Annotated in this window: 8 protein-coding genes and 6 pseudogenes; 7 read left to right on the plus strand and 7 right to left on the minus strand. The window is 50.7% G+C overall.

The window, feature by feature from the left end; translation table 11 throughout:
- Window positions 1-150: 150 nt before the first annotated feature.
- Both CR159_RS22020 and CR159_RS22025 read right to left on the minus strand, forming a co-directional pair.
- A pseudogene (locus tag CR159_RS22020) lies at window positions 151-517 on the minus strand (transposase); the annotation flags it as partial.
- A pseudogene (locus CR159_RS22025) lies at window positions 517-1,525 on the minus strand (IS3 family transposase); the annotation flags it as partial. The pseudogenes CR159_RS22025 and CR159_RS22020, both read right to left, overlap by 1 nt.
- Window positions 1,526-1,859: 334 nt before the next feature.
- On the opposite strand from CR159_RS22025, the gene CR159_RS21470 reads away from it, so the two are divergent.
- Window positions 1,860-2,105, plus strand: coding sequence for a transposase (locus tag CR159_RS21470; protein ID WP_143705496.1), 246 nt, complete (start codon window positions 1,860-1,862; stop codon window positions 2,103-2,105).
- A 236-nt stretch (window positions 2,106-2,341) separates the two neighbouring features.
- Here CR159_RS21470 and CR159_RS22030 read toward each other — a convergent pair.
- Window positions 2,342-2,633: pseudogene (locus CR159_RS22030) on the minus strand (recombinase family protein); the annotation flags it as partial.
- Between the two features lie 440 nt (window positions 2,634-3,073).
- On the opposite strand from CR159_RS22030, the gene CR159_RS20720 reads away from it, so the two are divergent.
- On the plus strand, window positions 3,074-4,381 hold the full coding sequence (locus CR159_RS20720; RefSeq protein WP_102075843.1) for a flagellin N-terminal helical domain-containing protein: 1,308 nt from the start codon (window positions 3,074-3,076) through the stop codon (window positions 4,379-4,381).
- Between the two features lie 105 nt (window positions 4,382-4,486).
- On the opposite strand, the gene CR159_RS20725 is transcribed toward CR159_RS20720, so the two are convergent.
- From CR159_RS20725 to CR159_RS20735, 3 genes and pseudogenes are all read right to left on the minus strand, one after another.
- Window positions 4,487-5,287, minus strand: a complete 801-nt coding sequence (locus CR159_RS20725) for an FkbM family methyltransferase (RefSeq protein WP_102075844.1) — start codon at window positions 5,285-5,287, stop codon at window positions 4,487-4,489.
- A gap of 42 nt (window positions 5,288-5,329) precedes the next feature.
- Window positions 5,330-8,116 carry a methyltransferase domain-containing protein gene (locus CR159_RS20730; RefSeq protein WP_158238583.1) on the minus strand — a complete coding sequence of 929 codons (2,787 nt, stop codon included), beginning with the start codon at window positions 8,114-8,116 and terminating at the stop codon, window positions 5,330-5,332.
- Window positions 8,117-8,298: 182 nt separating this feature from the next.
- A pseudogene (locus tag CR159_RS20735) lies at window positions 8,299-9,009 on the minus strand (transposase); the annotation flags it as partial.
- Window positions 9,010-9,449: 440 nt separating this feature from the next.
- Here CR159_RS20735 and CR159_RS20740 point away from each other — a divergent pair.
- The 3 genes from CR159_RS20740 to CR159_RS20750 all read left to right on the plus strand — a co-directional run bounded on the left by CR159_RS20740 (window position 9,450) and on the right by CR159_RS20750 (window position 12,808).
- Entirely contained in the window at window positions 9,450-10,649 is a 1,200-nt protein-coding gene (locus tag CR159_RS20740; RefSeq protein ID WP_102075847.1) for a GIY-YIG domain-containing protein, read from the plus strand.
- Between the two features lie 85 nt (window positions 10,650-10,734).
- Window positions 10,735-12,327: an SIR2 family protein gene (locus CR159_RS20745; RefSeq protein WP_158238584.1), complete on the plus strand. Its 1,593-nt coding sequence runs from the start codon at window positions 10,735-10,737 to the stop codon at window positions 12,325-12,327.
- Window positions 12,317-12,808, plus strand: a complete 492-nt coding sequence (locus CR159_RS20750; protein WP_102075849.1) for a nucleoside 2-deoxyribosyltransferase — start codon at window positions 12,317-12,319, stop codon at window positions 12,806-12,808. The genes CR159_RS20745 and CR159_RS20750 overlap by 11 nt, the downstream gene beginning before the upstream one ends.
- Before the next feature lie 305 nt (window positions 12,809-13,113).
- On the opposite strand, the pseudogene CR159_RS20755 reads toward CR159_RS20750, so the two are convergent.
- Window positions 13,114-13,353: pseudogene (locus CR159_RS20755) on the minus strand (transposase domain-containing protein); the annotation flags it as partial.
- A 126-nt stretch (window positions 13,354-13,479) separates the two neighbouring features.
- Between CR159_RS20755 and CR159_RS20760 the strand changes: the two are divergent.
- Window positions 13,480-14,472: a tyrosine-type recombinase/integrase gene (locus CR159_RS20760; RefSeq protein ID WP_102075850.1), complete on the plus strand. Its 993-nt coding sequence runs from the start codon at window positions 13,480-13,482 to the stop codon at window positions 14,470-14,472.
- 113 nt (window positions 14,473-14,585) lie between these two features.
- Window positions 14,586-14,777 (plus strand): annotated as a pseudogene (locus tag CR159_RS20765) (HTH domain-containing protein); the annotation flags it as partial.

Genomic DNA, 14,777 nt, shown 5'->3' on the forward strand with positions numbered 1-14,777 from the left:
AGATCGTTTCACCGAGTGTGGACGGTCCACTTTGGCATCAACGGGGCAGCGCCATTCCGCTGCAATTGAACAGATGGACGCAGCCTAAACCCGGACGAAATCTGTCTTGACAAATGGGTCCACTTTACATATCGCAGGTGACTACGTGGATCAGGCGCTGGTCGGTTGAATAAATCCGAACTTGGTCAGTGCCTTGATCCAGCGTGGTGCATTTCTTTGAACGCTCAGGGCCTCATAATCCGTGGTGCTGTCCGGGTAGTGTTCGCCACGCTTGAGCATGAAGAAGGTCGTTCGCAGAATTTTGTGGCCGATGGCGATGATCGCGCGTTTATGGCCGCGTCGGATCACCAGGGCCTGGAATTTCGATTTGAAAACCGATTGAGTGTGGCTGGCGGCGTGAGCAAATTTGCACAACAGGCGCCTGACGTAGCGGTTTGCCACGGCGCATGTGACCGGATTTGCGTTTTCCCGCTGACTCATTATTGCCAGGACAGACCCCTGCCCATGAGGCCAGGCGCTTTCCATGACGGCGTTATCCCAGGCGTTCGCCCGCCGGCTCATGGAAGCAACCATACCGTAATCCTGCAGTAGTGCTCCATGGGGCCGGCTGGCGTACTGACTACCGCGGTCGGTATGCATGATCAGTCCTGGTGCCGGTTTGCGCTGCCAATAGGCCGATTTCAAGGCATCGCACACCAAGTCTGATGTCATCCGATCACTCAGAGACCAGCCCACGATTCTGCGAGTCCCCAGATCCAATATCGCGGCCAAATAGAGCCAGCCCTCTTGCATGGCGACATAGGCCACATCACCAACCCAGGCCTGATCCTGTGCCCATCTATCAAATTGATGCGCGATGACATTGGGCGCCACCGGATGCGCATGGTCCGAGTTCGTGGTGTTGCGATAACGACGTCTGTAGACCAGCCTCAGACCTTGGCGCACCAGGCTTTGACGCACTCGCTCATGACGGATACGCTGGTCGTGTTCACGCAATTTCTGCACGATGCGAAGCCGCCCATAGCTGCGCTGGCTTGCCGTGTGGACGGCCTTGACCTGCGCATCCAGTACGCCGTTGGGCAGGCTTCCGAGGCTGGGCCGGCGAACCCGCCACTGGCAATAGCCAGAACGCGATACCTGCAGCACCCGCATAAGCGGGACACGCTGTAGAGCGTACGTTGCGTGTCGATCCAGGCGTACCTCACCGTAATCCTTTGGAGAAGTACGTCGTGGCTTTTCCCAGGATTTCAACGTCCAGCCTGGCACTGGCCAACTCCTTGCGCAGGCGACTATTCTCGGCTTCCAGTTCCGAGACCGGACGCTGGGGGCCTGGTTGGTACGCTCGCGCTCGTATCCCGGCTAATACGGCGCTCTTCTCCAGCAGCCGCTTCCAGTTACCCAGCGTGGCAGAAGGCAGGCCGAGGCGGCGCGCCGCCTCGTTAATCCCCACCGATTGGGCCAGACGCGCGGATTCCAATTTGTATTCCTGCGTATATTGGCGTTTGAGTACTTTGCCTTCTTTCATTTCCGTTCTCCGTTAACAAGAAACTATCATCTTCTTGCTGTACGTGGAAACCGGGCAAGTACCTTTGTGGACCGGCTGGCCGGCGATGGTACCCGCACCATTGCCGATGAAATGAAAGAGGTACGTTGCAAAGGACTGCATCGTCTGGATGTGCGCGACTATAAAGGACACATCCACCGAGTTGTTCTCGAATTGAGGTATCGTCGCATTCGCGTTTTACCCCCCAGTAGGCAAGCGAAAGCGCTATCCTGAATTAACGCTAACAGTCATCCATGCGCGCGAGCGCACTACGCCGCAGGGGCGCGACGCCATAGACTGGAAGCTGATCACGGATTTGCCCGTACGATCTCGCGCCGAGGCGATCGAAAGACTGGACTGGTATGCCTTGCGCTGGAAGATTGAGGTGTTCCAGAAAGTCCTGAAGTCTGGCTGCAAAGCCGAAGACGCACGGCTGCGAACCGCTGACCGACTGGTGAACTTGATCGCGACATTCTGCATTTTGAGCTGGCGGATCTTTTGGCTGACGATGATCAACCGCGCAGCACCGGGCCAAACCGACGACTGTCTTTACAAGGCTTGAGCTAACGCTACTTGATCATCTGATTGTCAACCGTGCAAAGCCGCCGGGCCACCACCGAAAGCTCGGTGACTATTTAGTTTGTGTCGCTCGTCTTGGCGGCTACCGTGCCCGCGCTAGCGATCCTCCACCCGGCAACGTCGTTATCTGACGAGGCTTCTCAAGACTGACTGACATTTCTCTGGATGTCGCCATCGGAGCAAAAATTATGGGTAATTGAAAGCTTTATGGAGCGCTTACGTATCAATCGCCTCTTTTAGCGACCTGAACGTGACCCCTCGCGCTTCCAAGTCAGTAACAATGTCAATAAGATCGTGCAAGCTTCTCCCCAGACGATCAAGACGCCAAACTGTTAGCGTGTCGCCTTGTCGCAAGGCCTTTAGGCATTGCTGTAGCTCAGGCCGATTAGCAGTCTGAACCGCTAGCGCAGTCTTCGTAGATCGTCTCGACTCCTGCTTGCGTGAGTTCGTCACGCTGCATGTCCAGGTTCTGCTCGTTGGTGCTAACCCGTGCGTATCCAATATTTGCCATATCCGCCCCTTTGTTGGATGTTGATAAGTGAATGACTTGTTGAACACATATGTATAGCTTTAGGGCTCCGAAATAGCGCACCTTTTTGTGTCGAATAATTCGTCGTTTTTTGGACGAGAGCGAAGAGCCTAGGTTTAAATGAGTGAGTCTCTTTGTCCACGTAAATGTTCTACAACCCAACCCGTTGGCATGGTCATGCCGTGAACCTTTCGCTGGGCATCCCAGCGCGCATTTCAGCGTTCGCCGCCACAGCAACAAGATTGTCCCCTAAAGCTAAAGTTTATTTGAGTGCAGCCGTTAAACAGACTGTGAACATGAAGAAAACGATTTGAATCTGTAACTGCAGAGCACGACGACGGGCCTGTAGCCTCAAGCGTAGTTCTTCCTGACACTCAGACGAAGCTCACTTCGTCGAACTTATTTCTTCAACAGGAGTTTCCATGTCAGTCATTAACACCAACTCGCTTTCCCTGATTGCCCAAGGTAATCTAGTTAAATCCCAATCGGCTCTCGGCACCGCCATCGAGCGCCTATCGTCCGGCATGCGCATCAACAGCGCTAAAGACGACGCAGCAGGTCAGGCTATTGCCAACCGCTTCACTGCTAACATCAAAGGCTTGACGCAAGCTACTCGTAACGCCAATGACGGTATCTCGATCGCTCAAACGACCGAAGGCGCATTGAACGAAATCAACAACAACTTGCAACGTGTTCGCGAACTGTCGGTTCAGGCTGCAAACGGTACGAACTCGGCCTCCGACCTCACGTCGATTCAAGACGAAATCGGTCAGCGCATGGACGAAATTAACCGTGTTTCCAAGCAAACTCAGTTCAACGGCGTTAAAGTACTGTCTAGCGAAGCAACCAACCTGAGCATTCAAGTGGGCGCAAACGACAACGAAAAAATCGATATTGGCCTAAAAGAAATCAGCTCTAAAACATTGAAGCTGGATGGCTTTACGGTCGAACGGAAAGCACTAAGCGTTGGCGATGCAATTGATCTAACAACAGGCTCAATCGGTGGAGTTAGCACCGTAGCGATCGATATTTCTGGCGCACTTACGAAACTCAATGCCGGCGGCGGTACGCTGACAGCTGACGATATTAGTTTGCACCAAGTGAAGGACAGTACAGGGGCTCTACAAGCCGACACCTATGTGATACGAGCAGGTGGTGAGACATACGCAGTTGCGCACACAAAAAGTGCGGCCGCAGGCACTGCAGACACAGCGGACATTGCTGTAGTCACCAGCGTAACTGTTACCAACAGTGATGGGACCACCGGTTCAGCAATCAACGGCGCCTTAGTAAAAGTTGGTTATAACAGCGATAAGGATGCCACTCTGCAAACTTATGCATCGCTTGATGGAGACAATTACAAGGTCACAACCGCTTTTGCTGCTGCCACTGGTTATGGAGACTCGGCAACGGCTACCGTCACCAATCCAACCGACATTTTTGACGGAGCCGGGACGGCAAATGCACTGACGAAACTTGATGAAGCTCTTGCTCAAGTTGACTCGCTACGCGGCGAACTGGGCGCAGTACAAAACCGCTTCCAGTCCACCATTGCCAACCTAGGCAATACTGTCACCAACCTGACATCGGCTCGTTCACGTATCGAAGACGCAGACTACGCAGTTGAAGTGTCGAACATGACTCGTGCACAGATCCTGCAACAGGCTGGTACTTCGGTCCTGGCTCAAGCCAACCAAGTCCCGCAAACTGTATTGTCGCTATTGCGTTAATGTAAAGAGCAAGGCACGAGGTTCGCCTCGTGCCTACCGATATCAGTCGATGCTTCTATAGGCCAAGCATGCAGTACAAAGCCAGCCATAGGGCTGGCTTTGTGTTTAGGTATTATTTACTGTTATAGCTGCGCGCGATGGATCGGTTTCATGTATCGCCAAGAAATTAATACCCAGCTCAAAGCTTTCGTACCCCCATTGCTTGAAACGACGCAACAGCTCTATTTTATCGGTTTTAATCGACTCAATTAACATTTGAGGCCAATGCCTTTCAATGGACTGCCTGGCACCGTCTAGCACGTCAAGCTCCATACCTTCCACGTCAATCTTTATAAAATCAAGCCGCGCCGGATCAAATGAATCAATGGACACGATCCCGATTTCCTGCATATTATTTTCATAGTCGACAAGTTGGCCAATGCTCTCGGTATTTGTCCGTTTCTTTAACTCAAACGAGCCAAAGCTCGTCGTCGTGTTGTAATCCAACCTAGGAATAGACAGGATTCCATTTTCGGCACCCACAGCCCCGTGAACGGCCGTAGCATTAAAACAATTGTTAATGGCTATATTGCCAGCTAACGCGTAATACAAACGCTCTTGCGCCTCGATTCCAATCACGCTTCCCCAATTGGCCATCAATCGAGCCCACTCGACAGTATGTATACCAATATTAGCGCCGCAATCAAAAGCAACTACGCCATCACCAAAGTGTTTACGCCGAAGCTCAAGCAGCCTTAACACTAAGTCGACCTCTTCCGGATCAAAACAAGATTGGTTTAAAAGCTGAAAACCTACTCCATATCCATGGCTTTTATCGACCATCTGGTAGTCATTACGATTAACAATAAGAGTGCCGTGATTGGTTGAAGCCAGCACAAAGGCTAAAGGGCGCGTTACGTTTTTCATATATAAGTTGTAAACCTAGAATTGTTAAGTACTTATCCACCGCTAGGAAAGAAAATTGGGTTTGTTTTTAAACGCTAAGTGAAGGCCATCAGAAAAATGATGAACTTTCCAGCCAAATCGGCCAAAAATCAGAGTCAATGACTTTTTCGTATGAATAGTGATATGACCATTCCTTGGCGCGATATACCAAAAATCAATATTCCGATGTGGCAGATTATCAATCGTTAGCGTGGAAAACAGCAGCAAGCCGTCTTCGTGCAAAAACGACAAAATCTGTTGTGTAGTTTCTATTGGTGTTGGCGTATGCTCGAATACCTCGAACGAGGTCACTAAATCGTAGTTGTTTTGCTGTGGGCTAAAGCTGGAGGCAACCATTGGGTCCCAACTGTCGCAATCCACCTGCCGGCCTCTAAGTAACTGCGCCATCCGGCCTTGGCCGCCGCCATAATCCAAAACCGTTGTGGCACCTATTTTTTTAACGAAATCAAAAACCATTGTCGAGTTGCTGCTTGGCCTGATTTCTTTATACTCTGGGTCAACTTTAATATACTCATCGTTATACATTGCGGAAGCAAAATCCTCCGAAATCCATTTGTCGAACACCGCGGTAAAAATTAATCCGCAATTGGTACATTGATGATAGTAAACAGGAACTCCCGCTAGAGGTAAGTAAACACCATTGCCCTCTAAACAGTTTTTATTAAAGTCCAATACGCCATATAGCTCTGCAGCAGTATCGCAAATTTTACACGGAACCGTTTTTTTAATTGGCTGCAGCACCATCGTTGCTGGCGCCGTATCGACCGAAAGAGACTGTCCACTCACGCTCGAATCCTCAGTTGGCTCCGGCTGCTCCGCCTCGGAAGTAACTGCAAGCAACGTGCGCTTGATCTCATTTAGCACGCTGGACCAATCGTTAAGACGCTGTTGTCGAAATAAGCGAACGCTTGGATACCAAGGTGAGTCGTCCCGGTTGATGAACCAACGAAAATCGGGGGAAAATGACAATAAAACCCATGTTGGCTTGCCAAGCGCGCCAGCCAAGTGAACAACAGAGGTATCAACACTAACGATCACATCCATTGCTGAAATAAGTGCGGCCGTATCCGCGAAATCATCAATGTGCTTACCCCAAAATCGAAGCTGCGGGAAGGCTGCCAACCGCTCAGAATCTTCCTTTCGGAACTCTTTATGTAAACAATGGAATTCGGCATCCACCGATAACAAAGTGGAAAACTCGTCAAACGAGATGCTTCGAGCGGCATCCCCTTGATGACTGGTGCTTCCCGACCATGCAATTCCCACGCGTAACTTGTCTGTCATGCCCAACCGATCAAGCCAGTTTTTTTGCCGAACGGGGTCCACTGCCAAATAATGCTCATATGCCGGAATGGTTTCTACACATGTCTGAAACGCCAGCGGCAAACTCATCATGGGGCAGTAATGATCAAAAGCAGGTAAAGCCTGACCCTTTTCCACGAGACGTATCGCTGGACTAAGACTTTTAAAAAGGTTGATTAACGGCTTTTGAGCTTCCACATAAACCATTGCCCCCATGTCTTGCGCTAGTAAGGCAAAACGACAAAATTGGATCATGTCCCCAAAGCCCTGCTCCTCGGTAATTAGCAAGGTCTTGCCGCGTATGCCCTCCTTACCAAGCCAAGGCTGTTTCTTAACGAAGCGTTCTTTATTTTGAAACTCCTCTTTCTTCCAACGCCACTCATACAATTCCCAACCTAGCTTGTATTCTCCCTGTAACAACAGAAGAAGACTAAGGTTCCAATACGCAGATGCATAATCTGGCTTAGCAACAATTGCTTGTTCAAATGCGCGAAAAGCTTCGGGATAGCGGCCCAACTTCAATAGCGCTCCGCCTTTGCAATTATGGGCTAGGTGAACCGACGCGTCGGATGCAATTTGCCGATCGTAATACTCGACGCTTTCCTCTATGCGTCCAAGCCCGTCCAAAGCTATTCCCACGCACAAAAAGATGCCATCCAAGCCGGATGTCGATATTTGCTTAAAGTCGTTAAAAGCCTCTTTGAAACGGCGCATCTGCATAAATAACCGGCCTCTGCTTGAATACGCAGAAATCAAAGAAGGGCTGATTTCAATAGCTTTACTAAGGTTTAGAAGGGCGTCATCCAAACGATTCAGCTTTGTTAATGTATTGCCTTTGTTCAAATAAGCAAGTTGATAATCGCTATCAATCGCAAGGGCCTTATCAAAATACTCAAGGGATTCGGTCAGCAATCCAAGAGTCATCAATACAAGCCCCACCATGTTTAACGCGGACACACGGTATGGATCAATAAAAATCGCCTGGTGCGAATATTCCAGAGATTTGTCGTAGTCTTCTTTTTTGAAAAAAATCATCGCCAAGTTAACCAAGGCAGGCAAACAGTGACTATCAATCTTCAAAACCGATTCAAACAACAGTGTGGCCACGTCAAAATCTTCAGCATTAAAGGCAGAAAGAGCCTTTTTGAAAATGTCATCACGTTTTTTCACACTGCTCTGGCTTAATGAGGTTTTTTTAAAAGATGCTTTATGCCTCGCTCGCTCGGCAGCCGTAACGAATATTATTTTCCCTTTGTTTTCCTTATTATCTGGCCTCTCATCAGTTCCTATATATCCTTGAATTTTTTCATAGATTACCCTGGCAGCGTCAATCTGACCTATTCTTTGAAAATAGGCCGCCTGATAGTAAAGCGTTTCCAATTCATCGTTAACGAAACTCTGGTTTTTATTATCAATAGAAGAAATTTCGTCCACGACGGTCAAACTATTGGCTGATGTTTGCTGATTGGCAGTACCGGGCGAATTCAAACTAAGGTTCCTAACAGGCATAAAACGGGATTTCGCCTAGCGTAGCAGGAGACGGCCGACAGCAATCGGGAGAGTTATAGGGAATTCATACCATCGGCAGAAGGAATCAGAGTTGATAGACCACTACAACTCATCCCCGCATGCGGTAATCGTCAAGCTAGTTGTCGCTCGGTGGAACGGATTCATGCAACCTGCCTTACCACTTCAGAATGGGGCTGACATGGGCTAGCTGTACTTTCGGGATTCAGATCAACGACGGCCACCCGGGACCAGTCGCGCACGGTGCCACTCCAACGCTCGGGCCTACGCGCTTTAGCCGCTTCATAAACTACAGCGCGACCCGCCAGTAGCGCGCCGTCTTGGCCGGCATGGCGCTGAGACGGCGTCACGAAGCGGATCGCACTGTGGCGGTGTTCATGGTTGTACCAGCGCTCGAACTCGCTTACCCAGGCTCTGGCTGCTGCAAGATCCTCGAACGCCTGACGCGGGTACGCTGGCCGGTATTTCAACGTCTTGAATAGCGACTCTGAGAATGGGTTGTCGTTGCTTACCGCCGGGCGGCTATAGGAAGGGGCTACCCCCAATGCTTGCAGGGTCGCCAGCATGGTGGATCCCTTCATAGGACTGCCGTTATCCGAATGCAGTACGACCTGGTGCGGCGCAATGTTCTCACGCTCGCAAATGTCCCGAATTACTTCGCCGGCCAACTCGCTGCTTTCCGTTTCGTAAATCTGCCAGCCTACAATCTTGCGGCTGAATAGATCCATGAATAAATACAGGTAAAAGTAAACGCCCTTGATGCGGGTCGGCAAATAGGTGATGTCCCGACTGAACAGCTGGTTTGGCCCGGTCGCCCACAGCGCGCGCGGCCTGGTGCGAGCCTGAGGCGGCCGTTGGGCACCGTGCATTTAGCGTATGCCTGCGATTCGTGGGCTCACAGATGTTGTTCGGCCGCGAGTGCTAGCCTACGATCCAACTCGTCTGCCTTGGAGTTCCTAAGCAGCGGCCAGTTGCTGGAGAATTCTCTTCTAAAGGTAAAGAAGCCGGGCGATTTTCCCATGCTGAATAGGCTGCGTACCGGACTCGTTTGGGAATACATGTACTGTCAGATCGATTAGCGTTAAACTCTAACGGTCACTTTCGACCGAGGATGTGTGAACTTCCACACATCCTCGGTCATTTGCGGGCAGTAGTGCGCACCTCTTCTGTTAGCGAGTCGATATCGACCGATGACGGCTCAAGTTATTACTTTCCTATAGCCGGTCACCAGAAGAGATTTCTCACTTAAAATTTACTTTGGTGCTGAGCCCCCGTACCGGAGGCGGGGAAGAATATGGAGCCTATAAGGCCGGTGGTGCTGGTTTCATGCGGCAAGCGAAAACTCGACGTGCCAGCTGCCGCGAGGGATCTCTACGTTTCTGAACGGTTTCGCCAGGCGCGCAAGTTCGCAGAACTTTATGGGGCTGAATGGTTCATTATTTCGGCTAAATACGGCCTTGTCTTCCCCGATCAAGTCCTCAATCCTTACGACTTGGATCTGAACGCTCTTCCGATTAGAGACAAGCTAACGTGGGGCGACCGCATCCTGTCTGAACTCTCGAAGAATGAGCTGCTGAACCAGCATCTTGTCGTTTTGGCTAGCGAGGTTTACAGTGAAATTTTACAAGGGGTCCTTGCAAAAGCGGGTGCCGTTGTTACCTCCCCTTTTCGCGATTTGCCAGAAGACGCGGGGGTGAACATCTTGACGCGCGTTAATGGAAATCCGGCGCAGATGAGTCATTACAAGAAGTTTTATGATTTGATGCTGCGGCTACAGCAAATGCCCGGACAAATGACCGCCTTTAGTGAACTAGTGGGCAAACCACTCTCAAAGGCGGGCGTGTACTTCTTCTTTGGCCCTCACGAATTAACTCGATTTTATGATCGGGAAACGCTTCGCGTTGTGCGTGTCGGAACTCATGGGGTAAGCAAGGGTTCAAAATCGTTATTGTGGCAACGACTACGGACTCACCGTGGTAATGACGATGGTACGGGAAGCCACCGATCATCTGTTTTTAGACTCCACGTTGGAGATGCTATCCTAGCTGCCCAAGGTCGAGAAATATTGAGTTGGGGTGTGGGTGGTAATGCGACTAGAGAAACGCGCGAGTCTGAGCGGCAGCTGGAAACTGAAGTATCTCAATACCTTAGGAAATTGCACGTTGCCTATTTACCAGTCGTGGACGCGGCGAGTGCCGACAGCGACCGCTCCTATATCGAAAAAAACGCCATTTCGCTACTGACAGGGGGGGGCGCCATTGATGTGCAAGGCACCCAATGGCTCGGCAATTTTAGCCCTACTCAACAGATTAAGAGCAGTGGCCTCTGGAATGTAAATTATGTCGGCGACAGTTACGATCCGAATTTTTTATCTATTTTTGAAGAGCTTATAACGCGATACGAAGAGGGGCGTCTCTCGGAAAAGTCGCTCGCTCCGCAAAATTGGCGCTTGCATATGCAGCGCGGCGCTATCGGCCAACAACAATTATTTTAAATTTTCTATGAGTAACAATAATACAGCCCTTCGATCCGACGCGTCTAAGTCTGTTCTTCAGCGATACGCGAAAGCGGTTGTCCACATGCGACAGCAGTTTGCGCGTAACCAATTTGGCTTAGTTTTTGGGGCGGGAATTGGACTCGATTTCAAATTTCCAAGCTGGATAGCGCTGCTTGAGCGAATCGCTAAGCATAAAGACATACAAGCCAATCAATTAATTGCAGGTACCGGCGTAAACAGTACAACTCTTGCGCAACAGCTTTTCCAATATTACAAAGCAAAATGTGACGTTGATACCTCAACGGATCATAAGACCTCAAAAATGCGAGAGATGGAGTTGCGCGCGGGGTGGCGAAAGATCGTACGCGAATGTCTGTATAAAGATCTTCCAGATAACATTAACGAATTGGTCCGCGACGATAAGTATTTGAAATCGCTTTTGCCGATAATCAAGAAATCTCCGCTGACTGTCACCTATAATTTCGACGACACATTGCAGCGTCTTTTGCTTCAAGAGAGTAAAAAAAATGGGGAGCGCACACGAGGCTATCGAACTCTTTGGAGTGGTAACGTTCAACTTAATGCTCGGCCCGGTGGCGTAATTTATCACCCGAACGGATTTCTGCCTCACGAAGAGAGGGAGCGACCAAGCGATCATATGGTTTTTGCGGAGGATGCCTTCGCGGATCAATTAATTGACAGCATGGCGGGACGATATGCATCCCTCGCAACACATTTTTCTCAGACCACCTGCTTGCTTATAGGGCTTTCGCTTCAAGATCCGACATTGAAACATTTGCTTCGTCAATCAGCAATCCATTTTCCGGGCCATTTTCATTATTTTGTTCGATTTGTTCGCGACGCAGCTAAGCGAGACGTGGCTTGCGATAACGCTGACGCTGCTGCAAATTTCAATGTCTACAATCTAAATACGTTGTTTCTAACAGCAGACGAAATTAGTGCGCTGGCGACTTTAATCTCAGCCGACGAAAAAGATTTTTCTGCATTTGCTCAGGAGATCGTGCAACATTGGTCCTTTCGGTTTTTCGTTGTTGGCTCAGTTGCCGCAGGAAAAAGTACCACTGTAGGCAATTTTCGAAGCATGCTGACTCAGGACGAATGGACTGAGCAGCGCGCGCCTAATATGGAGAAGGCTCCCGATTTGCTTACCGACGACCAAAAAAATGAAATTGATCGTTGGGTTGCAGATCAGGTGAATCAAAAGAATCTCAATCTCATGAATACCGCCTACTCTGGAATTCATGTAATAGACCGGGCCCCACTAGACGCATTCGCGTTCACTTTGGACAAGACAGAGTGGCCCGCGAAGGCGAAACTGCTACGTGAGGCGATAACGCCCGGCTTAGCTACTGACAGACGACTTGTTCCTGGGCACGTGGTTTTCCTGAAGAATCACGCCGGGGTCATGGCAGAACGCGCAATATCACTCCATAAAAACACCACTGAGGAAAAGCTTCAGACTCAACAAGATGAGCTGCTACATGTATATAAAAAATTAAAGCCGGCTATCGGGCTAACTATAGTCAACGCCTTCCAGAAAACCCCAAGCGAGGTGGTTAAGGAGGTCGCGCGAGTTATTTTCAATAATAAATACGAAGAGGCGGATATGCACCAACTTCTTTTGAGTATCGAGGAGAAGGGATATGAAGCATGAAAATTTAAATTCGCGCCCGATGATTTACATGGCAGGGCCGCTTTTTAATGAAGCCGAACGCTCATACAACGTGTACATTAGGCATCTGTTGGAGGAGTTTTATGATGTTTATTTGCCCCAAGAAGACGGGCTGTTGATTCCGGATTTGATCAAATCCGGAATGAGTGCCGAGCGTGCGTCGTCGGCTATTTTTAAGAACGATCTTAATGCGATCCACAGATGCGATTTGTTGCTAATCTTGCTAGATGGACGTACCGTCGACGAAGGAGCTGCAATGGAGCTCGGTTACGCTTATTGCTTGGGGAAATTGTGCGTTTCCTTGCAAACAGATTTTCGGCGATTGTCACCATTTGGGAATAATCCTATGATTACCGGTGCTGTCAGTCACTCATTCACGCGGGTGGAAGACCTGATCAGTTGGGTTAAGGAACATACACAAACGAATTTTTTTATGCGGGCGCGCAAGCAGCATCAATTGTAAATTCGCAAATGATCATTTGACATGGATGTTCGAAATTTCAGACAAATTTTGGTCGAAGCGAATGGCCTAAGATGATGGCTAAAGAGTCGGCCCTGAACAAATCAATTTTTTGTGGCGAGCAACGCCAAGACTACCGCTCTGGACACGACTTTTCGTCACCCACGCTGAATAAGCAATACCCATATCAGGACGAAAAAAAGCCGCAGGCGGCGCGGCAACAGACGGATACGCATCCAATACGATGGCTTTCGGTAAGCGCGCGGGGAACACAGGTTGACACGCACGCCAATGGCGTGCGTTGTCATTTATAGGGCCGAGGGTTGCCAGTTATGCGGCAGCAGCTCGTCGATCTGGCTGGCCTTGTGGATCGGCAGACGCGTAAGCACGTCCTTCAGATAGACATATGGATCGTGGCCGTTTAACTTGGCCGACTGGATCAGGCTCATGACGGCGGCCGCCCGCTGTCCGGCGCGCAAGGAGCCCGCGAACAACCAGTTGGCGCGGCCAATGGCAACGGGTCTGATTTGGTTCTCGATCCAGTTATGCCGCCTCCAGGATTATGCCGCCTCGTTCCCGTGAGGCCACATATCGTCGAGAGTTGGGTAGAGAAGCTGGCGGCATAATGCTTATGCTATTTTCGGGCCGGCAGTCACGCCGGCCAGGAGACCAGCATGCAAGCCGCTATCCAATCATCCCATCGGGTTGAGCCGACCCGCTTCTTGTCCGATGTCATCGACACCTTTCTGGACGATCTACATTCCGCCGGTTATGCCGAGCACACGCTCAACAAGAGGCGTTGGGTGCTTTGCGCCTTTGCCCGGTGGGCATCGCGTGAAGACGTAACGCTAAGCCACCTTGACGACACTGTTGTCGATGCATTCTTGAGCCGTTTACCCGGTGCGCCTGCCGACCGTATCCAGCTCGAACGCGGCGTGATCCGACGCCTTCTGGGTCACCTGCGCGATCGCGGGCTTGTCTCCCCGGCCGCGTCGGGTAAAGTCCTGGCAAGCGTGGTACTGCACGCAGATTTCGTGGCATACCTACGGCACGAGAGAGGCCTTGCCGAGAACTCGATCCAAGTCTACGGCCCCTACGTCCTGCAATATCTCAGAACTCAGGACACAGGCGATGGGCAGCTGGCTCTGAACGCATTTGATGTCACGACGATGCGCCACCACTTGCTGGCCCAAGCTGCAGAGAAGTCCGGAGAGGTCACAAGACTGAGGGCGATTGCTCTGCGCGCGTTCTGCCGATTCTTGTTCCTGCGAGGCAAGACCTCCGCCGACATGTCCGACTCGGTGCCGTCCGTCAGGAAGTGGCGCCAAGCGACGGTGCCGGCATTCATTACTCCCGAGCAGCAGTCTGCCATCCTTGCAGCCATTGATCGTGCAACGCCGAGCGGGGCCCGGGATTACGCAGTTCTTTTGCTGTTCGCTCAGTTGGGCTTACGTGCAAGCGAGGTGATATCCCTGACGCTCGACGATATCCTGTGGCGCAAGGGCGAACTTGTTATCCACGGCAAGGGAGGCGCGATTGAGCATGCCCCACTGCTCAATGAAGTGGGCGAAGCCCTTGTCAGCTACCTGCGTGATGCCCGGCCGAGCAGTGCCTCACGCCAGCCACTATTCGGCTTAATCGCCCTTGTTAATGGCCAATTAAAATGACCCACTAATGGCCAATAGTTTTGACCCACCTGACGGTGGCTGCAAAGCCATGAAACGTGTAGCGTTCCTGCCATATAAAAGACAACGGGAGCGCGTCAGTGAAGGAGTGGGTAGTGATACACAAGATCAAAGGGCTGTATGACCGGGGCAAGGGGCTGTCGATCCGTGCCATTAGTCGGGAACTGAGCATCTCGCGCAATACGGTGCGTAAGTATTTGCAGTTGGAAGAGAAGCAAATCAGCGCCTACAAGGATGACGGGTCGCGCCACAAGCACCTGGACGCGCATCGGGATTTTCTGATCCAC

Origin of the sequence: Pollutimonas subterranea, from assembly GCF_002849655.1 — a bacterium.
Classification (GTDB): domain Bacteria; phylum Pseudomonadota; class Gammaproteobacteria; order Burkholderiales; family Burkholderiaceae_B; genus Pollutimonas; species Pollutimonas subterranea.

Bases quoted from the DNA above. Each gene is read 5' to 3' on its own strand.
- CR159_RS20720 (WP_102075843.1), top strand. From the start codon at position 3,074: ATGTCAGTCATTAACACCAACTCGCTTTCCCTGATTGCCCAAGGTAAT.
- CR159_RS20725 (WP_102075844.1), bottom strand. From the start codon at position 5,287: ATGAAAAACGTAACGCGCCCTTTAGCCTTTGTGCTGGCTTCAACCAAT.
- CR159_RS20740 (WP_102075847.1), top strand. From the start codon at position 9,450: ATGGAGCCTATAAGGCCGGTGGTGCTGGTTTCATGCGGCAAGCGAAAA.
- CR159_RS20745 (WP_158238584.1), top strand. From the start codon at position 10,735: ATGCGACAGCAGTTTGCGCGTAACCAATTTGGCTTAGTTTTTGGGGCG.
- CR159_RS20750 (WP_102075849.1), top strand. From the start codon at position 12,317: ATGAAGCATGAAAATTTAAATTCGCGCCCGATGATTTACATGGCAGGG.
- CR159_RS20760 (WP_102075850.1), top strand. From the start codon at position 13,480: ATGCAAGCCGCTATCCAATCATCCCATCGGGTTGAGCCGACCCGCTTC.